The organism is Pseudoalteromonas sp. OANN1, assembly GCF_024124685.1.
GTDB classification, from domain to species: Bacteria; Pseudomonadota; Gammaproteobacteria; order Enterobacterales; family Alteromonadaceae; genus Pseudoalteromonas; species Pseudoalteromonas piscicida.
Genome location: NZ_JAMXSE010000010.1, coordinates 1 through 24,661, shown reverse-complemented (window position 1 = coordinate 24,661; position 24,661 = coordinate 1). Strand labels below are relative to the sequence as shown.

18 protein-coding genes, 1 tRNA gene and 1 rRNA gene are annotated in these 24,661 nt (G+C 41.6%); 10 read left to right on the top strand and 10 right to left on the bottom strand.

Features of this window, described 5'->3' with window-relative positions; all coding sequences use genetic code 11:
* Position 1 precedes the first annotated feature (1 nt).
* Together NH462_RS10480 and NH462_RS10475 are read left to right on the top strand one after the other, a co-directional pair.
* On the top strand, positions 2–370 hold the full coding sequence (locus NH462_RS10480) for a DUF1294 domain-containing protein (RefSeq protein WP_253105633.1): 369 nt from the start codon (positions 2–4) through the stop codon (positions 368–370).
* A gap of 90 nt (positions 371–460) precedes the next feature.
* Positions 461–973 carry an Mpo1-like protein gene (locus NH462_RS10475; RefSeq protein ID WP_017218140.1) on the top strand — a complete coding sequence of 171 codons (513 nt, stop codon included), beginning with the start codon at positions 461–463 and terminating at the stop codon, positions 971–973.
* A gap of 48 nt (positions 974–1,021) precedes the next feature.
* Here the strand turns inward: NH462_RS10475 and NH462_RS10470 are convergent, their stop codons facing one another.
* Positions 1,022–1,978, bottom strand: a complete 957-nt coding sequence (locus NH462_RS10470) for an FHA domain-containing protein (RefSeq protein WP_010374789.1) — start codon at positions 1,976–1,978, stop codon at positions 1,022–1,024.
* Between the two features lie 589 nt (positions 1,979–2,567).
* Here NH462_RS10470 and NH462_RS10465 point away from each other — a divergent pair.
* Positions 2,568–3,155 carry a CBS domain-containing protein gene (locus NH462_RS10465; protein WP_017218139.1) on the top strand — a complete coding sequence of 196 codons (588 nt, stop codon included), beginning with the start codon at positions 2,568–2,570 and terminating at the stop codon, positions 3,153–3,155.
* 121 nt (positions 3,156–3,276) lie between these two features.
* On the opposite strand, the gene NH462_RS10460 is transcribed toward NH462_RS10465, so the two are convergent.
* Together NH462_RS10460 and NH462_RS10455 are read right to left on the bottom strand one after the other, a co-directional pair.
* Positions 3,277–4,194, bottom strand: coding sequence for a M14 family metallocarboxypeptidase (locus NH462_RS10460; RefSeq protein WP_010374786.1), 918 nt, complete (start codon positions 4,192–4,194; stop codon positions 3,277–3,279).
* A 91-nt stretch (positions 4,195–4,285) separates the two neighbouring features.
* Positions 4,286–4,693, bottom strand: a complete 408-nt coding sequence (locus NH462_RS10455) for a hypothetical protein (RefSeq protein WP_010374784.1) — start codon at positions 4,691–4,693, stop codon at positions 4,286–4,288.
* A gap of 426 nt (positions 4,694–5,119) precedes the next feature.
* Here NH462_RS10455 and NH462_RS10450 point away from each other — a divergent pair, with 426 nt between their 5' ends.
* A complete protein-coding gene (locus NH462_RS10450; protein ID WP_010374783.1) occupies positions 5,120–5,512 on the top strand; it encodes a hypothetical protein in 393 nt (130 codons plus the stop codon).
* Positions 5,513–5,837: 325 nt separating this feature from the next.
* Here the strand turns inward: NH462_RS10450 and NH462_RS10445 are convergent, their stop codons facing one another.
* Positions 5,838–7,382, bottom strand: a complete 1,545-nt coding sequence (locus NH462_RS10445) for a PAS domain-containing methyl-accepting chemotaxis protein (RefSeq protein ID WP_238322973.1) — start codon at positions 7,380–7,382, stop codon at positions 5,838–5,840.
* Between the two features lie 358 nt (positions 7,383–7,740).
* Here NH462_RS10445 and NH462_RS10440 point away from each other — a divergent pair, with 358 nt between their 5' ends.
* The gene (locus tag NH462_RS10440; protein WP_253105697.1) at positions 7,741–8,442 is read left to right on the top strand and encodes a MauE/DoxX family redox-associated membrane protein; all 702 of its coding nucleotides are present in this window, start codon (positions 7,741–7,743) and stop codon (positions 8,440–8,442) included.
* Positions 8,443–8,533: 91 nt separating this feature from the next.
* Here NH462_RS10440 and iadA read toward each other — a convergent pair whose 3' ends face one another.
* From iadA to NH462_RS10425, 3 genes are read right to left on the bottom strand one after another with little or no spacing between them, the layout of a single operon-like run.
* Positions 8,534–9,700, bottom strand: coding sequence for a beta-aspartyl-peptidase (gene iadA / locus NH462_RS10435; protein WP_010374777.1), 1,167 nt, complete (start codon positions 9,698–9,700; stop codon positions 8,534–8,536).
* A 4-nt stretch (positions 9,701–9,704) separates the two neighbouring features.
* Complete coding sequence (gene yfcC / locus NH462_RS10430) at positions 9,705–11,090, bottom strand: putative basic amino acid antiporter YfcC (protein WP_253105632.1); 1,386 nt, start codon at positions 11,088–11,090, stop codon at positions 9,705–9,707.
* Positions 11,091–11,144: 54 nt separating this feature from the next.
* On the bottom strand, positions 11,145–14,069 hold the full coding sequence (locus NH462_RS10425) for a TonB-dependent receptor (RefSeq protein WP_253105631.1): 2,925 nt from the start codon (positions 14,067–14,069) through the stop codon (positions 11,145–11,147).
* Positions 14,070–14,558: 489 nt separating this feature from the next.
* On the opposite strand from NH462_RS10425, the gene NH462_RS10420 reads away from it, so the two are divergent.
* On the top strand, positions 14,559–16,187 hold the full coding sequence (locus NH462_RS10420) for a cyanophycinase (protein ID WP_253105630.1): 1,629 nt from the start codon (positions 14,559–14,561) through the stop codon (positions 16,185–16,187).
* Between the two features lie 98 nt (positions 16,188–16,285).
* Here NH462_RS10420 and NH462_RS10415 read toward each other — a convergent pair whose 3' ends face one another.
* A complete protein-coding gene (locus tag NH462_RS10415; RefSeq protein WP_010374770.1) occupies positions 16,286–17,053 on the bottom strand; it encodes a DNA/RNA non-specific endonuclease in 768 nt (255 codons plus the stop codon).
* A gap of 1,106 nt (positions 17,054–18,159) precedes the next feature.
* Between NH462_RS10415 and NH462_RS10410 the strand changes: the two genes are divergently transcribed.
* The 3 genes from NH462_RS10410 (at position 18,160) to NH462_RS10400 (ending at position 21,686) form a co-directional block, all read left to right on the top strand.
* Positions 18,160–19,551, top strand: a complete 1,392-nt coding sequence (locus NH462_RS10410; protein ID WP_253105629.1) for a PIN domain-containing protein — start codon at positions 18,160–18,162, stop codon at positions 19,549–19,551.
* Between the two features lie 145 nt (positions 19,552–19,696).
* On the top strand, positions 19,697–20,527 hold the full coding sequence (locus tag NH462_RS10405; protein ID WP_253105628.1) for an HNH endonuclease: 831 nt from the start codon (positions 19,697–19,699) through the stop codon (positions 20,525–20,527).
* 100 nt (positions 20,528–20,627) lie between these two features.
* On the top strand, positions 20,628–21,686 hold the full coding sequence (locus NH462_RS10400; protein WP_253105627.1) for a 2OG-Fe(II) oxygenase: 1,059 nt from the start codon (positions 20,628–20,630) through the stop codon (positions 21,684–21,686).
* A gap of 612 nt (positions 21,687–22,298) precedes the next feature.
* On the opposite strand, the gene NH462_RS10395 is transcribed toward NH462_RS10400, so the two are convergent.
* Together NH462_RS10395 and NH462_RS10390 are read right to left on the bottom strand one after the other, a co-directional pair.
* Positions 22,299–22,375, bottom strand: a tRNA-Pro gene (locus NH462_RS10395).
* A 163-nt stretch (positions 22,376–22,538) separates the two neighbouring features.
* The gene (locus NH462_RS10390) at positions 22,539–23,957 is read right to left on the bottom strand and encodes a sodium:alanine symporter family protein (protein WP_010374768.1); all 1,419 of its coding nucleotides are present in this window, start codon (positions 23,955–23,957) and stop codon (positions 22,539–22,541) included.
* 587 nt (positions 23,958–24,544) lie between these two features.
* Here NH462_RS10390 and NH462_RS10385 point away from each other — a divergent pair.
* Positions 24,545–24,661, top strand: a 16S ribosomal RNA gene (locus NH462_RS10385); the annotation flags it as partial.

Sequence of the window (24,661 nt, the reverse complement as noted above, 5' to 3'; positions counted from 1 at the left end):
CATGTCAGCGGTTCGTTTAATGCATCAGCAGATGGGCCTATTTTGGGGAGCAGGCGTGTGGTTAGGGGCGCTTTGCGTATCTAAACTACCTTGGCAAGCGATTGTTTCTGCAGTGGTGTTGTTGGTTATCAATGTATTTATATTTGCACTTTTTTGGTGGGATAAGCGCGCTTCAACGCTTGCTCAATCGCGTATTCCTGAGCGTAATTTACTACTGTGTGGGTTACTTGGGCTCAATATTATCACACCAGTGGCAATGTATATGCTCAGGCATAAAACCATCAAACCGAGCTTTAATTTTAAGCTGTTGATGGTGCTCATAATGCAGACTATTGTATTTGGTATGCTGTTTATTTGGTTATTTATATAGGCCCTAATACGCTAATAGAATTTTTTATTGATAAATTTTCTTTGTTGACTAATTATCAGTAGGATAATTGGTATCAATGAGAGAACAATAATGAACAAACTAGAGACGTTATTAAGTCAGTATGCCATGTATCATCGCAGCAAAAGAAACATTCTGACTCACTTTTTTGGGATCCCGTTAATTGTCATTGCTGTTGTGGGTATGACTTTTATCCCGTTATTCGATGTATCAGGAGTGACCATCACGCTTGCCGCGCTGATAGGGGTAGTTTTATGTGGCTATTACCTGATGCTATCCCCCATTCTCGGGCTCATGATGAGCGCCATCATACTGGCTTTTTATTTCCTTGTTCAAACGCTGAACCCACTCATTGTTAATGCTGGAATATTGACCGTATTGTTTTGGGCTGGTGTTTTTTTTGTAGGTTGGGTGTTGCAGTTTATAGGGCATTATTTCGAAGGAAAAAAGCCTGCGTTTGTCGATGACTTGATTGGTTTAGCAATTGGACCACTGTTTGTGCTTGTGGAGCTTTTATTCGTATTAGGACTATGTAAAAAGCTCGAAAACAAAATAGTGAATAATGCTGGAGAGTATAAAGCATAGGCAAATAGTTGGGCTGAAATGTGATTTCTGCCCAACTAACAATATCGCTTAAGTTGTCATGCGTGTTTCTAATTTAGAGCCTTTTATTATCGTGATATCTTGGCAATTTAATCTTACTCGGCCACAGCGGGTTTCCAATAAAAAGGTTGCTTCCGGGTAATCTTCGCCACCGGAATCGACAAATTGCTTGCGTGCGCGGTGAACCATAATGTTCATATGGTTTGTTTGTACGCCGAGTGCTTTTGCTAAGTCATCGCGGTAAACCCAACCTTGAACATCCGATTCAAGGCCTGCATCTTTATCTTGGATCCGAGTTCTGGCAAGCAGCAACAGTAAGTAGTGATGACTTCTGACGCCTAAATCTAGGTGTTTATCGTCAACACTTAGTGTTAGCTGAGTATCTTCTTCGTCTTGACTTACATTGAACTCTAATGCCATTGGCTTGGCAGCTTTTTGGCATTCAAGGTGTTTAGTTACCGCGATTGTCGTGGCAGAAAAAAACATCCATTGGTCGTTCATCAGCGATACAATACTGCCATCTATTAAGGCTTGTCGATCTGAGGTATTTAGATCTTCTAAAAACCAATAGTTGAGCAATTTATCATAGTAAATGATGTGTTTAGGGTCATCTTCACTAGGAAGTAGAAGTTGATTCGTTACTTCTACTACTTTTTGGTTGTTTGACTGAGAAACTAAATATTGACACTCGGTTTGCAAGTTCGCCGCGACAAACGAGTTTTGACCAGGTGCTGCAAAATCAATCTTATCATTTTCGAATAGCTGATACGGCAGGTTCTTGTCGAGCTTTTTATCGTTTATCCAGATGCCGTTTGTACTTACATCTCTAATAAACCATTTGTTTTCATTGAGTTCGATAATGGCGTGATGTCGCGACACTCCCGGCTTGTCTATCAAGGTATCTACACTATATTTATAGCGGCCTACCGTATGATAGCTTTTAAGATAGACTCGTTCGAGTTTCTGTTCGTCGATTAAATAAGCCATAGTTAGTTCCGTATAACTTTGATGAAAATTACATGCTTATACAAAATAGATATCACAATTCAGCAAGGCGTAAATTTCATCTATATCAATGTATAAGTGCCGTGAAGCATACAATTTTATTTCCTTCTACTCAATGATAAAGACCCACGAGGTGGGTCTCGTTGAGGGAAGAATTCACCGGTACTTACGTACCGGCTTGGTCTAATTTGGAATTACAGTTTTTCTAGTTTGACGCGAAATTCCAATGCCTAAACCAATTGTTTGATATTAGGGTGATAAATCCTAGCAAACATCTTCAGTCTAAATCGTTTACTTAAATTTAGCTATTACACGGCATTACACTGAGATTACAGGAGTTTTAGGCTTCATTGACTTGAATATATTCACGGTATAAACCATATTTTAACTAGAGAGGTGTGAGATTAGCTCTCATGTGCTCGAGCTTCGTAACCTCTCTTACTTTTCCAGTTACCAAAAATAATTTTTTACTGCCTTTACACTGGTTGTTCTTTTTATCTTTAGATGTGGATTGTTAACCACAACATAAAAACCAGACTTTCGAAGGGCTTTATAAAAGCAGGAGTATAAAATGGGCCAATACAAAGCGTTAAAAACCGTTAAGTTGGAAGGGGTATTTCAGCTTTGTGATCACTTCGATTCAGAACCTTTAAATATGGACAGTAGTGCGGTTAAGGTAGTGACTGACTTTACTCGCAGGCAGCCTCAAGTGATAGCAAAAGACGTCGATATTGATCATGCTTTATACATGATGAAAAATGGCCATGTGCGCTCAAAGCTCGTTGTTGACGAAGATGATAATTTCTTGGGAGTGGTAAATTGTCGTGACCTCACCGGCAGAAAGGTCTTAAGTGTTGCACAAAGAAAACAGGTGTCGAGAGAAGATGTGTGCGTTGAAGATGTGATGGTGAGTAAAGAAGAGCTATATGCTGTTCCCTATGAAATGGTTGCCAAAAGTACGATAGGAGATGTGCTTGAAACATTACAGAGTTTAGGATTGCAGCACGTTTTATTGGTTGGTCCGGAAGGGCTCCGGGGTATGATCTCTGCTAGTGATATCGCAAGAGCATTGCATATTCCAGTGAGTATTTTGCAAAAGCCGACTTCATTTAAAGAAATCTTTGGGGTGGTTAGTGGTAAGGAAGACTTAGCGAATTAGGTTTTATTATAACGGGACGAGTTGTTTTCATCGGAAAAGTTTAATGCTGCACAATATGACAATTTGGTAGGCTCTTTTCATTCTCCTAGGTGTGGTTTAACAAACCACACCTTCTTAAATCTTATTGGCTCTCGCTTTGTAAGTACTTAATGGCCCCTCTAATTGCTGCCACTTGACCCGCGATACAGTTTTCTGGTGTTGCGTTTTGACCATCAGGATAAACTTCAGTTGTTGTTACAAAAGCGGCATTTGTCATACCCATACATAAACCGAGCGCAGTGCCATCATAATTAATTACACCGTGCTGCTCTAAATCAACACCGATTAACTGCTCATGGTCATCGGCGTCGGCAATTTGCGTTACCGCAGCCACTTCTTCGATAATGCGTTTTTGAAATTTAGCTTCCGGTTTTTGAGTATGTCCAACTAAATAGAAACCGTCAGGAATGTTCCAATTGTGATTCTCTTTACCATCTCTTGCTGCCAATGCAGGGCGGAATTCAGAATTATCAGAATCTGTGGTTTCGTGTAAATCAACATGACACAGAATATCTGCTGCTTTCTTGTCGACAAAGTTAATTGCCAATCGAGACTCAGGCGCTGGGCTATCTGCATAAAAAGAGCGGTTAGGATCAATGGCTTGTGGATTCCAGCGGTTTATCGTTTCATAGCCCCAAGGGCTCAAGCAAGGCAAGATAATGAAATTATAAGCCTGTTCATATTGTTGCGCTTCTGATTTTGCAAAAGCGAGCGCTCCATGTACACCGCTTGTTTCATAACCATGCACGCCACCGGTAACGAGTATGGTTGGTTTGTTTTGCTGCCAGTTTTTTGTTGTTAATGCATATAGAGAATAAGTTTGATTTGGGTAGTCAAGCTGACCATACTCGGTGACGTCAAAAACGTGTTTGAGCGTTTCTATTTGAGTTATGACCTCTTCAGAGTATGAGCGTTTGATCGATTGGCTTTCTAACCACACTGTTTTTTCTTTGGAAGTCCAAGGTACGCCGGGCGTACCTATCGCATATTGTCTTTGCATAATAACCTCGTTATGAATTTAGGTTATCTTACTCAATGCCTCGTTTTGAAAGCAAATTTATAAGGTCTACTACACACCAATAAACTTGGGATTAAATATATCCCAGTAGTTTAAGGCTTTGCTGTTGCGCAAGGTTGGGTTTGAAAGACCAAATTCTTAGTACACCGCTTGTCAGATAAAGCTTGGTATAACTAAACCAAAGTAATCGTTCCACCGAGATTTTTTCCACTTCTTCTGCTGGAATATAATGCTTTTGGCCTAACAGGCTGTGATAAACCACGCCTTGATTGCAGATGATTACTCGGCTTTGACCACTGAATATTGCCCATAACCCTGTAACAATATAAAACATGATTGCTGCAGATAGCGTTAATTGGACAAAAGAAACCATGCTGATTCTTTCTGACACGATTAAGGCATCTAGAACAAGTAAGGTAAACGCTATAATAGAAAGGGAAATGAAAAATGATAAGTTCATTCCTAGTTTTAACTCTTTCATTGTTGTTCCTATTTTTCTTCGATTGATTCTGAGAGTGTGCAAATTATTTCAACAAAATGAATCAATTGTGGAGGTAATGATCTTTTCTTACTAAATCAAACTTTATAATTGATATTTTCTCTTAGGGCTGCTTCTTTAGTCGTATGTATTAGAGGTGTTGCTTTGCAGGGATAACGCTTTTTAGCGGTAGAGGTAATAAAGTTGGCAGTATTTGGGAATTTTTTAATTGTGAAAAGTGAAATGTAATAAGTGGAGCCTTCTTATTTTTTCGACTTTTTTACGGCCTACGGGATGTGGCGTAATTGAACTTGCACTTTTTTAATATGACAAATGGAAAAAGTTAGCATATGTTTAAATCTTAGCGTTTTTTGTTCCGTCTTGAAATATCTGTGATCTTGTCTTGCAGAAAAGGGTTAAGGAAGAATTATGAAATTTGAACAGCTACTCAATCACTTTGACACAGGTATTTGTGTCGATCAGATGCAAAAAGAAGCCCTAATTGATATCGCATTACTATTTATTGGTGTTGATGGGGTCATCAGTGAAAGTGAAAAACATGTTGTGAGAAAGTGGGCAAAAAGTCTGCAGTGGAACTCTGCAATCGCATTAGACGATTACATCGAAGATAGCCTTTCAAAATCTGTTATTGCGATAAAAAATAATGACATTGAAGCTTATGTGCAACACCGCATGAATAACATTATCGATGAGCCGATGCGTAAACTTGCGAAAGACTTAGCCGTGCGTGTTATTGAAGCCGATGGCAATGTGAAACAGGCAGAAAAGGACGCACTCGCCATTCTTGAGGCCGAACTATAATACTGTCTTTAGCTGCAAGGTCAGTGGACCCAAGGTATCCAATTAAATATTGAGGTCCACTGATATCTAAGCGTCTTTTTGACTTTGAACTACGTAAATAACCTGAGCTGCGGATAATTAATGCCTTTCTAGCAGCCAGTTTTAGCGCTAACTGCGTTGAATTCACTTCCAATAGCCAGCTATTGGTGCGTAAATTTGCCTTGTTTTCCCTAAAACTTGCTGGCTAGACAAGGAAAAAACTAAGTTGTGCTTTAGCAACAATGAGTTGGAACATTCCTTATCCAAACCTCAGGTTAAATAATAAGTTGTGGTCTATTTGGTTTTCTCATGTTTGAGAAAATTGCTGTATTAGGCGTGTTTGCTGCTCAATTTGACTTAGTAATTCTTGACTTAAAGTAAAAGATTTCTCGCCATGTTCTGTGCCTCTCTCTGCGAGCGTAGTCACGCTGTCAACGTTTATGCTTATTTGTTTTACCACACAACTTTGTTGTTCAATGGCGGCGGCAACACTGCGATTTAAATCGGCTAAATGCATGACATGACTTTGAATGGTATCAAGGCTTGAACCGTTATTCTTTGCAAGGTCAACACTTTGATTTGATAGACTATTACTTTTTTGCACTGAATCAACAGCAGAGCTGGAAATATCATTTAGTTCTTTAAGTAATTGCGTGATTTCTTCTGTGGAAGTTTGTGTGCGCTGTGCAAGCGTGCGAACTTCATCTGCTACAACTGAGAATCCCCGGCCATGATCGCCCGCTCGGGCGGCTTCAATTGCCGCATTTAGCGCAAGCAAGTTGGTTTGATCGGCAATAGAGTTGATAACACTAAGAATATTTTGAATGCGGTCATTTCCCGATACTAAGCGATTTACGGCATTGTTCACTTCCATTAAATGCTCATCAAGATAGTGAATAGAATCGATAACGTCTTTTACTGCGGCTTTACCAAGCCCAGCTTGGTGCTCTGAATTATTGGCTGCATCTGCAGCATGGTTTACGTTTTCTGAGAGCTCATCAATCGTTTGCGAAAACTCGTCCATGCAAACAACCATTTCTTTTGCCTCGCTTGTTTGCTGTTTTAGTAACTCGGCAACGAATTGACCGCTTTGTGTGGTAAGTTTTGCATTTTCACTTACTCGAACAGATACATCGTTCACTCTGCCTACTACCGCAGAAATTTTCGCCTTTTGCATTTCTAATGCCAGTGTAATATCGGCAACTCTGTCTCGAGATTGACCGTATATCACAGACATTAAATCATTATCAAAAATCGTTTTGGCTTGTGTGAGCAAAGCTTTATATTTAGAGCGAAAACGTGCGGTTAACGCAATCGTGATGCATAACAGAGTCAATGGTAGCAGGGTAAACCAATGATTGTTTAATAGAGGGGCTAGAGGCAAAGTTATCGCGACGAAAAGCAATAACATAAATGAGAGGCGAGTGCTGTCATAGCGACTCGTTTTTTGTTGGCTATCAAGAGTGCGATAAGCATTTTCTGCGCGTTTGATTACCTCGGAAGAAGGGCAAGTTCTTACAGATTGGTATTCAACTATGTTGCCTCGCTCGTCTTTAATTGGAGTGACGAAAGCGTTTACCCAATAGTAATCCCCATTTTTTGTTAAGTTTTTAACAGGTCCCATCCAAGATTGGCCGTTTTGAATGGTAGACCACATATTTCTAAATGCCGCTTTTGGCATATCCTGATTGCGCACTAAGTTGTGCGGCTGACCAAGCATTTCTTCAATGCTAAAACCCGCGATGTCACAAAATGACTGATTTGCGTATGTAATTCGACTGTCCAGATCCGTTGTTGAAAGCAATACACTGTGCTTGCCTAACTTTATTTCCCTACCCATTATTTTTGACATTTGTTTTTTATCTCGGTAGCTAAAGACAAGGCGAAATATAAATCTAAGACTTTATAGTCAGAAGGTTTTTTTAACCAAACCGTAGTTTAATAAAAGGTTTGCTGACCAAGATCAGGTTTATCCATGGTTACCTTAACCGAGATTAATTTGATTGTGATACATCAATAAATTCAACCCGTTTTCATGTTATTGAGTGTAATTAAAGGTGGTATGGAATTCGCTTTAGTTACAATCATTAAGCTGAAATTGCACTAATGTCGGCAGATTTTTCTTAGCTGATTTACTCAGTCGGTAATTTCTACTTATGTTTGTAATAAAATAGGGGGAGCCACCAGTGAAAAATGCGACACTTTTCCGAATGCATACCTCATCGCACATTTGCCCTTTTGGTCTCAGAGCTAGGGATTTGCTTTCACGAGAGGGTTTTTGTGTAGACGACAATGTGCTCAAATCAAGGGAACAGACGGATGAATTTAAAGCCACTCATAACGTTGACACTACGCCACAAATATTTATCAACGATCGACACATTGGTGGTTATGAAGCGCTACGCCGATATCTAGGCAAGCCGTCACATAAGGAAAAGAAAAACGTATACTGGCCAGTACTTTCGATATTTTTAGTCGCGCTGCTGCTCACATTCGCGACACAATTTCCTGTTGATAATCTTGTAGAATGGATAAAGCCTTTTATTGGGTTTTCTATGCTGTTACTCGCGGTACAAAAGATACGGGATGTTCATAGCTTTACAAACTCCTTTATCACTTACGACTTGTTAGCGATGCGTCATCTAAAATACGCGTATGCTTACCCTTACTTAGAGTTATATGCCGGCGTTTGTATGCTAACAACTTTGCCTGCCATTTATTATGCACCAGTGGCAATATTCATAGGGCTTATAGGTGCAATCTCGGTGTTCAAGGCCGTATACATTGATAAAAAAGCGCTCAAATGTGCATGCGTTGGTGGTGACACTGATGTGCCTTTAGGTTTTATATCACTAACTGAAAATGTGGTTATGTTTAGCGCTGGGGCACTTATGTTGTACAGCTATTTTTGATTTATCCTGAGGCTCGGATTAGATATGAGCTGGTTGATTACTTTTAAAACTTCCGTAAATTAGCAGGCAGCATAGTGCTACCTGCCAAACTTTAAGAGAAGAAACCAGTGACTAGTGGCTTATGGCTTTCAACCATTTTTTGACCGTTACACCAAACGCTATGTGGCGTTAGCGTGTTTGCGTCGAGCAAAACAAGGTCGGCATCACTACCGACAGAGATCTCACCTTTATTTAATCCTAAAATCCTCGCTGGATTGGACGTAATAGATTGCAGAGCTAAGTCAAGCGGCACATTAAATTGCTGCACCGCTTGCTGGAACGCCCCAAGCAGCGAAGACTCTGAACCCACTTCAAATCCAACTAAATGATTTTGTTCATTATAAATTGGCAAGCTCGCATGTCCGTCGGAGCTCATGGTTAGTTGCTGTGCGTTCACGCCTTTGTCTAAGCAATATGCCAACGCCTCGGCTGCTGCTAGCTCACCATTGGCTAAGTCGTACTCGGTGGTGCTAGTGGTAAAGTCGATGGTTCCGCCAGCTTTGCAAAATGCAATCCCCGCAGTTAGCAATTCGGCATTTCGATTCATATGAGTTGGGTAAAACTGACTGAGCGGTATTTCACTAGACAGTGCTACTTCATGGAGGAGCTGTAAGTGTTCAACACCTGTTCCAACGTGAATGGAAACGGTACCACGTTTGCCACTCAATAGACCAGCAGTTCTCGCTTCTGCTGCAATGGTCGTAAGCTCTTTTACCGAAGGCTGCGTACCTCGATGATCGGCGATTGCAACTTCCCCAACACCGATGATTTCGTCGATATACATAATGTCGTGACGGATACTGTGACCAAGCGTTTTTATTGGCAAGTGGTAAGAGCCTGTATGGCAAAAGGCGTTCAACCCCTCTTGTTTTAACCCTTTCGCTTTAGCAACTAGATCGGTATGTGTTCGGCTGACATCATCGGTGCCAAGTGCGCCAATGACAGTCGTGATCCCATATAGCGTTGCATCAGTGAGGTTCATTTGCGGGGTACGGCTCGCAAAACCCGCTTCGCCACCACCGCCACTAAAGTGCACTAAAGAGTCGACAAATCCGGGGGCTAATATAAATCCTTGTCCGTCAACGATAGCGAACTCCAAGTTGCTGTTTATTTCGATATCCTCCTCAATGGCGAGGATTGTTTTCCCAGCAAAAAGGACATCACGCTTTCCGAGCTTTTTAGGCGTAAAAAGCTCAACATTTTTAATAAGTGTTAGCATAAATTTATTGGTAATTTGTTAAGTGAGCAAATATGGTGACCACACTTGCTAATGTGAAAAGAAGTAACATAAAGCGCCAAATAAACTGCACCCAATCGTTCCAAGAAAGTTTAACAACCCCTAAGCAGCCAATTAAGCTTGCTGAGGTTGGGATAATGATGTTGCTCAGTCCATCTCCAAGCTGAAAAGCCAGTACAGAAGTTTGCCGAGAAACACCAATTAGGTCTGAAAGAGGTGCCATAATGGGCATAGTAATAGCTGCTTGTCCAGAGCCCGAAGATACAAAGAAGTTGAATAAAGATTGGAATACATACATAAACCAAGCTGCCAACGCATCAGGGACTTGGGTTATTAAGGTAGCCGCATAATAAAGCACAGTATTTAAGATTGAAGGTGTTTGGAGATCGCTCCCGCCTAGTAATAGTACAAGCCCCTTGGCGAGACCAACTAGCAAAGCTGCTGGCAGCAGATCTGCGCTTCCTGTTTTAAATGCTGCCACTGATTGGCTAATAGACTGGCGTCCTCCCAATTTAGCTATTAGGGCGATGACCAGCCCCAGCACAAAAAACTGAGTGGCAAGTTCAGGGATGTAGTACCCTTTTGCAGTCACACCGTAAATGACCCAAATAATTACCATGAAAAACGCAAGCAATAACGCCTTATCAACAAGTTGTAGCTCCATGGGCGAAGTACTTGCAATGATATCCTCATGATTTTTTCGTACTTTCGCAGCGTAGCGCACCGTAAAAACCAGTCCGACGAATGTGAATAGGGTGGTGAGAGCAACCCTAAACTCTGCGCCTGAGAATACCGGTAACTGAGCGATACTTTGTGCAATGGCAATGCTAAAAGGGTTCATGGGGGAAGTAGCAAACCCGATTTGTGTTGCAACATAAGTCACAAGCACGGTAACTTGGGCGTTATAGCCAAGCCTCATCATGATAGGGTAAAGCACAATACAAAATGCGATAGCCTCTTCACCCATGCCGAATATGGCACCACCCAAAGCAAAGGTGATGAACAGACTAGGGATAAATAGCCAATCAATCCTTTGTGTAGAATTGATCAGCGCCATAATGCCATTGTCTATTGCTTTGGTCTGCATTAACACGCCAAATGCACCACCTGTTATTAGGATAAAAGCAATAACCCCAATAGCGGCTCCATTTCTGTCGCCACTCACGAGCCCCTCAAATAGCACGTTGAACAATCCTGCTTCACCTTGAGTGGCAAACAAAGGTAAGGGAGCGGGTGTTTGTGCTTGTGAAAACTGTGAAAGTGCAACGGTATCATTAGTTCCTGCTAGCTCGAACGAGCCGGGCAAAATAAAGTGTGACACCGCATAGCACAGCCCTGCAATCACCAGCAAAATAACGAATGCGTCAGGCATTTTTATAGTTTTTCGCATATAAAGAACGAAAATGGGGTTACCCCCATTTCTCCATTAGAACTGGTAAGTTAATCCGAGAGTATAGTTGGTGCCTAACGCATTGTGATTGATTGAGTCGAAGCCTCGCGATGAACCATAAACCACAGGAGGCTTTTTATCGAAAAGATTATCAATACTGAGCCTCACCTTTAGGTGCTCTGAGAATTCATAACCCGCACTAACATCAACCACTGTCCAGCTATCAACATCTCGTTTCCCTTCGCTATCGAGTTGCCCAAGTTCAGTTAACTCGTCGATTTCTCGACCACGTAGCCCTTCGATGTCGTCCTCATAACTGTCAGTATAGTTTGCACCCAGCGAGATATAAAAATTATCAGCGTTATAAGTCAATGAAACTCTGCCTATATTTTCAGGGTATCTAAAGGTACCAACAAGTTCTTCACTCAGATCAGAACCCGGTTTATTGCGTTCGTATTCGAGGTAATGAGTTGCATCCAGTTTCACGGTTAAGTCAGCGTTATCAAATCTAAATCTATGATTAAATTTAATGTCCAACCCAGCAATATCTTGGCTACCTGTGTTCTCTAATTGAATAACATGATCGCGATATAGTTGTAGGCTTTGAGCGCGAGGGTCAAATTCATTGATATAAGCCGCCAAAATTTCGCTTAGATCAGCGCCGCTTTGAGCTATGCTTAAACCTTGTGTATCGGTTACGCTACACACATCTTCATCATACGAAATACCCATCTGACCATCAGGCACAAGGCCACAATGACGCAACGACGGATCTGTAATTGCACGACTGAGTACAGCGGTCATATTTGTATCAATAACGTCGGTATATTCAAATTGCCAGTAATCAATCGCGATAGTGGTATCTCGAGTTGGGCTCCAAGCTAAACCTAGAGAAATAGATTCAGACTCTTCGGCATTAAGTTGGCTGTTACCAAGCTCTAAGGAGTTAACCGTAACTTGCGTGCCATCACCCTCACAATACAGATCGGCGACAGCTTGATTCGCGCCGCAATCGAAGGTTGAAGTCGTTGTTCTCAGCTTTACCCCAGCCTGCGTTAAAGACGGTGCTCTAAAAGAAGTAGACCAACCGGCTCGTAACATTAGGGCATCAGTAGGGCGATAGCTTATGCCGATTTTTGGATTAAAAGTTGAGCCAAAGTCGTCAAAGTGGTCATATCGTCCAGCCACCTGCATTTCTACTGTTTCTGTTACTGGAATGTATAGCTCTACAAATGCACCTAGCTGCGTTCTTTTTGCGTCCGCGATGCTAGAGCCATAACCAAATACATCAACTAAGTAATCGTTGGCAGCGTCTGCAACCGCATCATTTGAAGGGGTGTCCGACAGCTCTTCTTTTCGTGCTTCGACACCAAACGAGGACTGTACCGCGATATCTTGCCAAGAAAAGAGCTCACCCGATACAGTAAAATCCCAGCTGTAAATACGGCTTGTACCTTCTCGGGTTGGGCGTGCTTTGGTAAGTGCAAGTGTTGCATCGTTAGTGGCATTGCCTGCTAAGAATGGGTTATAAAAGTCGAGAAGGTTACTATTAGCACAGCTTAACTGGCCGTCGTTAATGCTGGCAATGTTCCCATCACCACATAGCTCCCCGGCCAAAGCGGCATGAAACTTATAACGATTGTATACCCCATCGGTGGCCACCTGATCTGATTTAGATTCAGAGAACATAATCCCAGATACCCAATCCCATTCGCCTAGCAGCCCTTCTAGGCTCGAAACCAATCGCATATTTTGGCTTTCGACTTCAATGGTGCGGGGTGAGGTAAAGCGAGCATCAAACTGAAACCCCCATTGCTCCTGTCCAAGTTGTGTGTTGAATGGGTCGATGTAAAGTGAATCAAGTAGCGAGTTGTTACCGCTTGCGTCGTTATAAATGAAGAGGGAATCCTCTCTCACCCACGGACCTTCACTGTCATCAATCAGATTGATTGCGGCTGGGGTTGAATAAGCGGTTGATTTTGTTTTACTGATAAAAAATTCAGTTTTCCAAGTTAACTCGCCAACCTGCTGATTGAACATTGCACCACCAGACATACTCTCAAATGGTGTGCTTAGGACATCATCTTGATTACCATAGTAAGCACAGATCTGCTCCCCATACTCAGTGGTGACCAGCTGGCTCATACAGCCAGGTGCTGGAAGTTCATTACCGTCGCGACTGCTGTAATAATAAATATTAGGCGTATTGTTGAGTTTAGGAAGATAAGAATATCCGTTAACTAAGTTGGGTGTTGCCAAGAAGTCTCTATCTGTTGCGTTAAATTGGTTTTGGTCGTAAAAATCTACAAACAACATCAGGCTGCCATTACCAACTTCAGTTCCCCAAATTAGATTGACTTGTGTTTTGCCCTCATCAGAGCTTTCAAGACTGTTACCATAGCTAACCTCAAGTTCTACACCATCGTAATTGTCTTTAAGAATATAGTTAATCACACCCGCAACGGCGTCGGCTCCATAGATTGCGGATGCCCCAGTCGCTAGGATCTCAACTCGTTCGATAGCCGCCAAAGGGATGGCGTTTACATCTACAAAGTTTTGTGTGCCCGCCGCAAAAGAGCTTGGGGCGACACGACGGCCATTGATCAAGGTTAACGTCGCTGAAGGACCCATGCCTCGTAAACTGGCTGCTGCTTGCCCCGCGGGTGTTGAGGTTGATGTACTGCCACTCTCGCTTGTGGAGAACGTGCCAGAGCCACCTTTTAATTGAGGAAGGTCTTGAAGTAACTCGAAAATTGAGGAAGCACCTGAGCGGTCTATGTCTTCTGAGCTCAAGATAGTAATGGGCTGTGTGCCTTCTAAATCAACGCCTTTTATGCGAGAGCCCGTGACCTCAATTCTTTCAACGGCTTTTACGTTTTGATCTGTTTGTTCTTCTGCATGAGTATTAAAACTTGAAGCAGCCAAGGCTGCTGAAATTGCTACGAATAGTTTGTTGTACATTACTTCACCTACTTTCTGTTGATGAGCGGCTTAGTACAGGCGAATGGCGTTGCTGTAGAATTTATTTGTTGTGTTTATTGCTCTACTGAATTGAAACTTCGCAATCGTCTGTGCTTAAAAAGCGTTAAAAACAATAGGTCAGTTTCAATTGGACAGATAAAAGCCACGCCACTACGAAAAATAATCGCGATAGTACGCCTTAAGTCAGCCGTTTAATTTTTATAGAAATCAAGAGGTGGGGTTGCAATTAATAGACAACGCCACGGCTTTACACCGTGTGTCTACTCGTCGAACCACTCAGAAAGGTAGTGAGGTGAGTAGAAGTAGCAAACAAATTTGAACGCATTCTTCAACATATTTTCATCTCGTGTTTTTTGACAATGCAAACCAGCGTGTGCTAGCTTGCGCTTCGCAATGTTCATTAAAATTTATAGCACAAGCGTTTTTGTGCTGACAAGTCGTTTTTAACAAATTTGTTTGGAATTTATCATGAATGTTGTGTTTTTTATAACCACAGTGTTAACTGTGGGTACGCTTTTCTTCAGCTTAACCTCTTCTGCACAAACACTTTATTTGATTGGCGGGGCACTCAAAACCTGTTCTAGTATGGCCACAAAAAACTGTGCAGAAAATGTCGAATTTTCAGCGGCTGTGAAAACACATTTGTTGTTTTCTGTTGATGAAATTGCAATAAATACGTTCGCTAAAGGTTGGCCAACTAACAATCGCGCGCACCTAAGGCGCACCCTTAAACTGCTTAAGAAATTACCATCGAACAAAGTCTTATCTAAACTACAGCTTGCGCAGCATGCGAAACAACTTGATGAAGGCTTATATCGCAGTTGGAGTGATAAAGAATATAACTTCTTCTTCGATATGCTTGAACTGCCCTTGCTGTATCAGCATAAACGTATACCTGAAATAGTTAATACTAACGGAAACAATGAGCCAGCGAGCACTGAAATCATAGAAGATATTGCTAAACGCATTGGCAAGACAAAAACCAAAAGACTGCTGCTTGTCACTGCATCATCTCGTGATCCTTATGAGTCTGCTGATTTCTATGAAGGATTATTTCAAAGCTATGATGTTAATGCCCTGTGGTTCCCCCTTACTCCGGCATTAGCTGGGGCGCTTAGTAGCGGTGACTGTGAAAACCTAGATAGCTATCGTAACCAGCTCAATGGGGTTTATAATCGTGAAGTCATTTATCCAGATAGAACATTAACCGAATATAATCTTTGCCAGCAAGGGATTGAGAAGGTGAAACAGCAGTTGGTAAATGCGGATGCGATCATGTTTAACGGCGGTGATCAATCACTCACTAAGCTAGTAATGTATGCTACCGATAAGCAAACGCCTTATCCTTGGACTGAAGTGCTAAAGGAGATACCAATAATTATCGGTACAAGTGCCGGAACAGCGGTGCAGGCCGGTGGTAAAAATGCCTTCGGTTATGTTCCCATGATCACCAATGGTAGCAGCATCGAAGCTATATTAAATGGCGCGATAAATGCTTCTGCTCCAGTACAACACTGCGAAAAGCATGGTGGATGCGGCAAGCTAAATGCCGATGCATTAACTTATGATGCTACAGGTGGCTTAGGAGTCTTTTCCTTTGGCGTTTTAGATACGCATTTTAGTGAAAGAGGCAGAAGTTTTAGGCTTGCGGTGTTAGCACTTAAAAGCGGCCAAAAATTTGGTTTTGGTGTGGATGAAACCACAGCACTAAAATTTGAAAGTACTGAAGAGGAGTTCTCGGTACTTGGTAAGCAGGGCGTAGTTGTGATTGAAACTCATAAGCCACAGCATTTCTACTATTCGTTTTATCCAGCAGGCAGTACGTTTTCAATGCCAAAGTTACATTCAAAGAATAAAAGCAACAGTAATGTGGTGAACAAGGCTAAAGGCAAACGTCTAGTTGAAAATCTAGTCGAAGATAATGTGCTCCGTGAAGTGACGCAACTTATGTGTTTAGAGCAACTTAGTGAAGTGGAAGCCTCGCAGGTAGACCTGCCAAACATTCATATTGAACGTACCAATCAGAGCCGCTGTGACAGGCAGGCCAATGGGAAATTCCGAGTCAAAAACATAGCCGTAAAATGGCATGAAAAGTAATGTAATCAAACCTTAAATGAGGCGGGTATTCATCGAGTAAATGCCTTGGTGAAAATTACAAAGTAAATTAAAGGGCTACCAACTGATAGCCCTCATAACTAGCAACCTAGTTGTGAGCTAAGACCACCGACTCGACCCTCAATGTCGGTGGCTTTATAGCTTGGCAGGCTAGGTAGGATATTCAGGCCTGCTCTTTGCTCTACTTCGTCAATGGTTACTTCTGTTTTGCAGTAATCAAGATATCTACCTGAAGTTTGCTCCATGATAAAAGCAGAAGCCTTCACATTTGAGCCTGCTATTGTGACAACGACCTTAAAATAGCCTGACGGAATAGTGTGAGATTCATCAGCACCAGGCAAGGTAGCAAAGTAATATTCATACAAGGGACCCGTGAACACATATGCATTTTCGCCCGTTCGCACTAAACTTCTCACTGCATTTTCTAATTTAACCCATGGGCCTTGATTAAGGTTTGATGATTGCGGGGTAATGTTCGAGAGGTAGTTAGTATCGCTCCAATTGGATGTATTGGAAAACGATGCCAAAGGCACTTGATGACCTCTATCTGTATGAATAGTTGCCCATGCATCGCTGTAGTCACTTGGCTCTAGCGTGTATCTACTTGCAATTTTAGGGTCAGATTTCCAAGTCCTTGAACGGCTTGGGCCATCAATTGTGCTTGGTGTGACTTTGTATGCTACCCAGTCCGCAAACTTTGTTGCGCGATTATTGCTAAGCACATATATAGGTCGTTCAACGATATCATTACTTGATGGTGTGCCAGTTGGGCAGCCGTAGTTGCTACATATGTTGGTGTTTGCATTTGCAGTCGCACTGACTGCAAGCATAAGTATTGCGAATTTCATTTTAATCTCCGTGCTTAATTGAAAGTCTCGCAATACTAGGTAGGTTATTTGTCAGTATTATTACTTTAATGTAAATAAATTGTGTTTTGTGATTGCTGCTGTTAGTTGAGAACTAAGGTGAAATAGCCGATTTATAAGGTGTTATAGCTGTAAAGTATGTTAAGAATCCCTCATGTTCATTTTACTAATTAACTGGAAAATAGAGGCTAGGGGCAGAGCCGACATATTTGAACTGGCACAAATAATACAAAACTGAGTAATGCATGCGTTTTGGCCTGGTCACGTAGAGTACTGGAAATAGAAATTACACTGTTTGAAGTGTAAAGTGAGAGGTTGTGTCGGGAGAAAGCATTTAGCAGCTCATATCAGCAATCTATTTTTAGTGTTCTTATTTCGGCAAATCTATTCAAGCTGAATTAGCCATCAGAGTTATTCGTTTTTGAAGCCTTTGCCTCTGACGAGGAATGGTTCTTACATTGTTTTAAGGCGCTGACATTGAAAGGAGTCGCTAGCGATGCTCATTGAGGTGAGCTTCTAATACATCAAAGAAAACAAAGTTCATAAGTCTGAACAGGAATAGCGAACGAAAATTGGAAAAGTTATATTACTAAGATACTAATACAGCGTATTTTACGAACGGAAATGAATGAAGTTAACTTATTGAATAGAGTGTAGAAAAGCTGGTCGGCATAGCAGGATTTGAACCTGCGACCCCTGACACCCCATGATAAACGGCACTTTTAACTTAACTCTATGTTTTTAAATGTAAAAATGGATTTTAACCCCTGTTTTCCACCCTTCAAAATCACTAATTTTGGCGTTTTCACCATTAATAAAATCAATAAGTTAGGTGCCATAATACAACTGAGTTTTGAGCTTCCTCCTAAACTAAATACAAAATAGCACCATTAGTTTCATTTATACAAATAAGCAAAGTCATTTATCCAAACTTTTTTCGTTGCTTGTGTAGCCTTGGCTATAAAAGGGAATTGGGAAACGCTTTATTTACAAATGGTTGCCAATGCGTCTATATTGAACCTGCCAAAACGTTAAGGTTGGTGTTTTATTTTTCAGATTAGATGTTAAGTAAGTCAAAGGATTACGCAATGAAAGATGAATTTAAGGGGTTTTATAGCCTGCAACAAGAACAGTTAAAAACCCTGTGGAATAATGCTGTCATTATATTTGACGCTAATGTTTTACTTAACCTTTATCGTTACCAACAAAGTACCACAGAGCAAATGCTTCAACTGATTGAGCGCTTAAAGGACAGAGTTTGGATCCCGTACCATGTTGGTTTGGAATATCAGAGAAATCGACCAAAAGTGATAGCCAGCCAAAACACAAAGTTTTCTGAAGTTGAGGATATTATATCCAAAGGTACATCCGCAATAAGAAGCAACCTAGAGAAGCTGCAACTTCAAAAGAGACATTCAACAATCGACCCTGAGCCATTTCTCGAAGCAATGAATAGCGCAACAGAGGCATTTGTAAGCGAACTAAATAAGCTCAAAGCAGATCATTTAAGTGTTGTTGGTGAAGACGTAATAAGAAATCGGTTAGATGAATTACTGCGTGATCGCGTGGGTGCAAAGCCTGATTCTCAAAAAGCAATAGATGAGCTCGAAAATAAAGCCGAAGTTCGGTTCAAAAACAAAGTTCCGCCCGGCTATATGGATGATGAAAAGGAGCAATCTGATGAGCCTGTATTTTCGTATGCCAACCTAACATACCGCAGGAAATACAGCGACTATATTGTCTGGTCTCAGATTGTTGAGTACGCACAGAGTAGTAAAGTGTCTGATTTGGTGTTTATTACCGACGATAATAAAGAAGATTGGTGGCTTAAAGTAAAACAAAACGGCGTGAAAACAATATCTCCTCGACCTGAGCTGATTGGTGAAATAACTGAGATAGCAAAAGTTCAGCGGTTTCACATGTACAGTTCTGAAGGGTTTATTAAGTATACTAATGAACTACTGCAAGCGGGGGTTTCAGACGAAGCTATTGAAGAAGTGCGTGAAGTTGCCAGTGTTACCCGTAAAACTGCTTTTGATTCGAATTATATACGCACCACAAAAATGGCTATGCGAAGGTGGTTGAGTGCATACTGTGGAGATAACTACGAGCTAGTTTATGATAAAGGCCCAACGTTTGCCATATGGGAACATGAGGGGAGAATTACGGCATTTTACCTTAATATAGTACACAACTTTCGAGTAGAACAATTTTCCCACTTGAAGCGGTTCATGCTTTTGGGGCATCATCACGCCGCGCACTATGGAGCAGATGAAATCGTCTGCGTATTTGTAATGCCGGATGCCCCAGTGGCTAGCATAGTTAGAGCCCTATTAATTTCAAACAAAGATGAATTTCCATTAACGACAGTGATGACTGGAATCGCTGAGCGGCTCGAAGGTTCTAGTGAAGTTTCAGGATTTAATTTGATAGGTACTTTTGAAATAGGTCAGGGGCAAGAAGAAGTACCAGCTGAGTAATTATGTGTACTAGCTCATATCTGATCATACAGTTTAAGTGAATAAGTTTAGACTTCACCATACAAACTGCTATGAGTTTCTCCTATATTCAGGAAAACGACCCATTGGGTCGATATTAAATTGTTACAAGGCATAAGGAAGTACCGTGTTTGAAATTGGCAAAGAGTATAAAAGAAAAGAAGAAATCCATGGTTTATATGGTGGCCAGGCTCAAGGCGGAATATCTACGCCAAAAAACCATCCAGTAGTTTTTATCTTCACCTCCGATGCCGGCGAACAGCATGGTTATCGAGATGAATATCACGAAGATGGTTTATTCTGGTATACCGGCGAAGGACAAGTCGGTGACATGAAAATGGCGTCCGGTAATAAAGCCATTTTTGAGCACGCTAAAAGTGGTAAAACTATTCACGTATTTGAATACACTCGAAAAGCCTACGTGCGTTACATTGGTTCAGCAGAATGTTTGGGCTATCACGAGGAAGATCGCCCTGACCGAGAAGGAAACAATAGAACAGCATTCGTCTTTCACCTAGATATAGATTCAGCTAGCAATGAAAATATCATCGCGGAGCCGAAAGCCACCTGCTCTCCAAAGGATCCGAAACAACTTAAAAACAAAAGCATTAAAGATTTACGTAAAGCTGCCTTAAGCCAAAGCCCAAGAACAAGTACACCCAAAGAAAAACAAGAAACCGCTTATTACCGCTCACAAGCACTAAAGTTTTATGTTATCGCTAGATCAAAGGGAATATGCGAAGGGTGCGGGGAAAACGCACCTTTTCAGACAAAAAGCGGGCCATATCTTGAGTGCCATCATGTTCATAGGCTTGCAGATGGTGGGCCGGATCACCCTGAGAACGTGGTAGCTCTTTGCCCCAATTGTCATAGGCGTGCACATTTTTCCAATGATGCAAAAGCCTATAACGAAACACTTAAAAAAGTAGCCTGCAAGGCCGAACAATATGCCTTGTAACAAGTCAATCAACTTCGCGCCTTTCTGGCGCCGGACGCAGCAAAGCTGCGCCGGTTTTTGAGGCGTTGGTCTAGTCTTGTTTAATTAAAAAGGAAGTCTTATGAGTAAAGATAAATCGCTAGAAGAAGGCATAAGCCCTCATCCATTTTTTCCCCCTTTACCTCCAGTTCCGATTCCTACTCCAGATCTACCCCCTTTGCCGCCATTACCACCTTCTCCTCCTACACCGTTTCCATCAGGTCCGATTCCTGTTCCTGAACCGCCTGGTCCAATTCCTATACCAGATCCTCCTGGCCCCATTCCAGTACCAGAACCGCCCGGTCCAATTCCAGTACCAGATCCCCCGGGTCCAATACCGGTACCACAACCACCAGCTCCAGAACCAACGGATCCTCCATCACCTCCTCCATCACCAGAGCCGGTTGATCCGCCTGTGCCACCAGCTCCTAAGCCAGTAGATCCTCCACCTGCGCCCGAGCCGGTAGATCCTCCTGAGCCACCAGATTGGTGGGATAGCTCTAACAATAATGATTTTGGTGATGATCGCTTTGCCCGAGAAGCTAGGTATGAATGGGTGTTTAGAGCTAATAGCTTGCAGAAATCATCTAGTGTTCAACCTGATTATTTTGTTCAAGAGGGCTTTTTGTCGAAACAAGAATGTGAACAAATAGTTGCTGAATCTAAAAATTTATCTAAAGAGCATAGTCAACTTAGTTGGGGGAATAATGGAAGCTTAGCAAGAGATACTGATTTGTTTTGGCTTCCTCCAAACGATAGAACTTATATAGTTTTTTCAAAGATAGCCGAGTATGTTGCAGCAGTGAATGATCGCATCTTCAATTACGAGCTATTTGGCTACCTGAAACCAATGCAACTTGGAAGGTACGGTGTAGATCAAGGTTATGATTGGCATCAAGACCTCGGGCGTCTAGCTGCATCTAAAAGGAAGTTAAGTGTCTGTATTCAACTCTCCGATGAAACTGATTACTCGGGAGGTGAGCTGGAATTTTTTAGAAATGAACATCATTCTGCACAGTGTCCTAAAACACAAGGAACGATAGCAGTTTTTCCTTCGTGGATGCTTCATAGAGTCAAGAAAGTAAGTGAAGGGGAACGATGGAGTTTGGTCTCGTGGATAGAAGGTCCCCCTTTTAAATAACAATGCATAACAAATCAATTCAGCTGACCGCTATCGCGGCGGCTGATTGAGGCGTTACCAACGGCCGAGTTTGGCACATATGCGATTATCAGCTTTGATTGAGTTCTATTATTCGAACTTGACAGATCAAGTTAAGACTTATTCAATTTTATTGCTCAGAACATGTGATTTACTTAACTTCTGCCTAAAGAACATTACTTTATCGTGTACTAAATTATGGTTAAATGAACTTTGTACTCAAGGTTATCTAAATATCTCGTACAATAGTATCAAAGCTCCGGATCCAATCCCTAGAGTGAACAAGTATGCTTCTTGTCTTTCTCTCCACTCAGAACTACCTAAATTAAAGCACAAAATGCCTACAACAATAGTTGGCAGACCAAGTAACCAGCTCACATTGGAGCCAAGTGAAAACCCACCTAAAATGAGCGCAATCATTAAAATTATGTGCATATATCTGCCTCTTTTCATTAGTTAGATCTATTTGAAAAGCTCAAAAGCAAATTGGCGGAGCCAAAAAATAATACAACTAAAATACAACAATAATACAACTGCTGTTTTTGAGAAGAGTATAAGAAGAAAGATAAGTGATTGAATAGGGTAAGGAAAAGCTGGTCGGCATAGCAGGATTTGAACCTGCGACCCCTGACACCCCATGACAGTGCGCTACCAAGCTGCGCTATATGCCGACTTGTGCTTTACTATACGGATTTTTTTTTGAAAGGCAATAAGTGGTTGGTTTGTTTGGACATTAAATGAACTCAAGGGCGTGTTTTTGTGTTCTTCTTCATTTAAATTGGGTTTTATAAGAAGAAAGCGCACTAAATATAAGCATTAGTGCGCTGTATTGGTCTATTTAGTCCAAATGCCTTTTGGTAGTGTTTTTTCTACTTCAGGGTTAGTACTAGGATCAAACTCTGGGGTTACGCCAGCTTTAAGCTGCTTTTTATAATCGTTGGCAAGCCATAGCACGACTTTGCGAAGCATAAAGAGTGCAATCACGTTAACTACAGCCATTAAACCCATTGAAATATCAGCGAGTGTCCAAACCAGTCCAAGTTCGCTTACCGCACCAAACATTACCATACCTAATACACAAACTCTGAATACCATCATGCCTTTCTTTGAATGGTGATCTAAGAACAGTAGGTTGGTTTCTGCATAACTATAGTTGGCAACAATGGAGGTAAAAGCGAAAAATAGAATAGCGACCGCAACGAAAATTGCGCCCCATTCACCTACATGATGAACCAATGCAGATTGTGTTAATTCAATGCCAGTTAAACCAGAGTTTGGTTCAAGCTGACCAGATAAAAGAATAAGCGAAGCGGTCGCGGTACAGATCACTATGGTATCTACAAATACACCTAGCATTTGTACATAACCTTGTGATGCTGGGTGGTTTGGATTTGGTGTTGCACTTGCAGCAGCGTTTGCTGCGCTACCCATACCGGCTTCATTTGAGAATAAGCCGCGCTTGATCCCCTGAAGCATCGCTTGCATTACGGCGTAGCCAATCGCACCAGCACCCGCTTGCTCAATACCCATTGCACTTTTTACTATTAGCATGAATATATCTGGTAGCTGCGCAAAGTTCACAGCACAGACGTAAAGTGCAAGTATAAGATAAGCAACGGCCATAAAAGGCACGACAAGTTCGGCAAAGCGTGCAATAGTTTTTAAACCACCGAAGATGATAATCCCAGAAGCTGCTACTAACGCAATACCCATCACATATTTAGGCACATCAAAGGCAACGTTAAATGCTGCAGCAATGGAGTTGGCTTGTACTGCATTAAAGACGAAACCAAATGCAAGGATAAGGCAAAGTGAGAATAACACCCCCATCCACTTACGTTTTAAACCTAGCTCCATATAATAAGCAGGGCCACCACGGAAGTTTCCGTCATCATCTTTTGTTTTATATAGCTGCGCTAAGCAACTTTCAGCAAAACTGGTCGCCATACCAATCAAGGCAATGAGCCACATCCATAATATCGCACCAGGACCGCCTAAATAGAGCGCAACGCCAACACCTGCCATATTACCGGTACCAACCCGTGCGGCGAGTGAAGTACAGAATGCTTGAAAAGAGGAGATACCATCTTCAGCACCTTCGCGACTTTGCATCATTACCTTCACCATATATGGGAATTGGGTGAATTGAATAAAGCCAAGCCTAATTGTGAAGAATACACCTGCAGCTATTAAGAGGTAGATAAGTAGATGGCCCCATAAAAGACCACTTATCGAGTTTAAGATATCAGCCATGTATTTAGCCTTTTTCTAAGAACGAGTAAATAATGGGGCGGTAATCTACCACAAAGAAAAGCAAAAGCCGAAATTCCTGTGGGTTATCCACAGAAAATGTGGATAAGTTGTTAGGATTCGGTGGGCTAAAAAGCATTTGAAAAATAAATAGAAAAAACCGAAAAAAAGGGTTGCACTAAAATCGGATCGCCCTATAATGCGACCCCACTGACACGGGGCGCCACGCTGAAAAGCAAAGCAGCAACGAGTTAGCGTCAACAAGTAAAACTTAAGTTCGAAACTTCTGCTAAAGAAATTCAAAATTAAGTATTGACAAAAAATCGGGAGTGCTTAGAATGCACATCCCTCGAAACAACGAAATGTTTCGAAATGTTCTTTAAAAATATGAAGCAATCATCTGTGTGGGCACTCGTACAGATTGAGTTCTAACAGCAGATTCTAGTTCGCTAGATGACGCAAACAAATTTAGAGTCTCAATTGTAACTGAGTGACTATATAGTCAATTCGTTTTGATTTTACTTTTTTGAAAAGTAGAAACAAACAATCAGAATTCATTGAGCATGAAACTTAGGTTTCAAAAAAACTTTTAATTGAAGAGTTTGATCATGGCTCAGATTGAACGCTGGCGGCAGGCCTAACACATGCAAGTCGAGCGGTAACATTTCTAGCTTGCTAGAAGATGACGAGCGGCGGACGGGTGAGTA

Bases quoted from the DNA above. Each gene is read 5' to 3' on its own strand.
- NH462_RS10465 (WP_017218139.1), top strand. From the start codon at position 2,568: ATGGGCCAATACAAAGCGTTAAAAACCGTTAAGTTGGAAGGGGTATTT.
- NH462_RS10475 (WP_017218140.1), top strand. From the start codon at position 461: ATGAACAAACTAGAGACGTTATTAAGTCAGTATGCCATGTATCATCGC.
- NH462_RS10390 (WP_010374768.1), bottom strand. From the start codon at position 23,957: ATGGCTGATATCTTAAACTCGATAAGTGGTCTTTTATGGGGCCATCTA.
- NH462_RS10420 (WP_253105630.1), top strand. From the start codon at position 14,559: ATGAATGTTGTGTTTTTTATAACCACAGTGTTAACTGTGGGTACGCTT.
- NH462_RS10410 (WP_253105629.1), top strand. From the start codon at position 18,160: ATGAAAGATGAATTTAAGGGGTTTTATAGCCTGCAACAAGAACAGTTA.
- NH462_RS10440 (WP_253105697.1), top strand. From the start codon at position 7,741: ATGCATACCTCATCGCACATTTGCCCTTTTGGTCTCAGAGCTAGGGAT.
- NH462_RS10450 (WP_010374783.1), top strand. From the start codon at position 5,120: ATGAAATTTGAACAGCTACTCAATCACTTTGACACAGGTATTTGTGTC.
- NH462_RS10460 (WP_010374786.1), bottom strand. From the start codon at position 4,194: ATGCAAAGACAATATGCGATAGGTACGCCCGGCGTACCTTGGACTTCC.
- NH462_RS10400 (WP_253105627.1), top strand. From the start codon at position 20,628: ATGAGTAAAGATAAATCGCTAGAAGAAGGCATAAGCCCTCATCCATTT.
- NH462_RS10445 (WP_238322973.1), bottom strand. From the start codon at position 7,382: ATGTCAAAAATAATGGGTAGGGAAATAAAGTTAGGCAAGCACAGTGTA.
- NH462_RS10415 (WP_010374770.1), bottom strand. From the start codon at position 17,053: ATGAAATTCGCAATACTTATGCTTGCAGTCAGTGCGACTGCAAATGCA.
- NH462_RS10425 (WP_253105631.1), bottom strand. From the start codon at position 14,069: ATGTACAACAAACTATTCGTAGCAATTTCAGCAGCCTTGGCTGCTTCA.
- NH462_RS10470 (WP_010374789.1), bottom strand. From the start codon at position 1,978: ATGGCTTATTTAATCGACGAACAGAAACTCGAACGAGTCTATCTTAAA.
- NH462_RS10455 (WP_010374784.1), bottom strand. From the start codon at position 4,693: ATGAAAGAGTTAAAACTAGGAATGAACTTATCATTTTTCATTTCCCTT.
- yfcC (WP_253105632.1), bottom strand. From the start codon at position 11,090: ATGCCTGACGCATTCGTTATTTTGCTGGTGATTGCAGGGCTGTGCTAT.
- iadA (WP_010374777.1), bottom strand. From the start codon at position 9,700: ATGCTAACACTTATTAAAAATGTTGAGCTTTTTACGCCTAAAAAGCTC.
- NH462_RS10480 (WP_253105633.1), top strand. From the start codon at position 2: ATGTCAGCGGTTCGTTTAATGCATCAGCAGATGGGCCTATTTTGGGGA.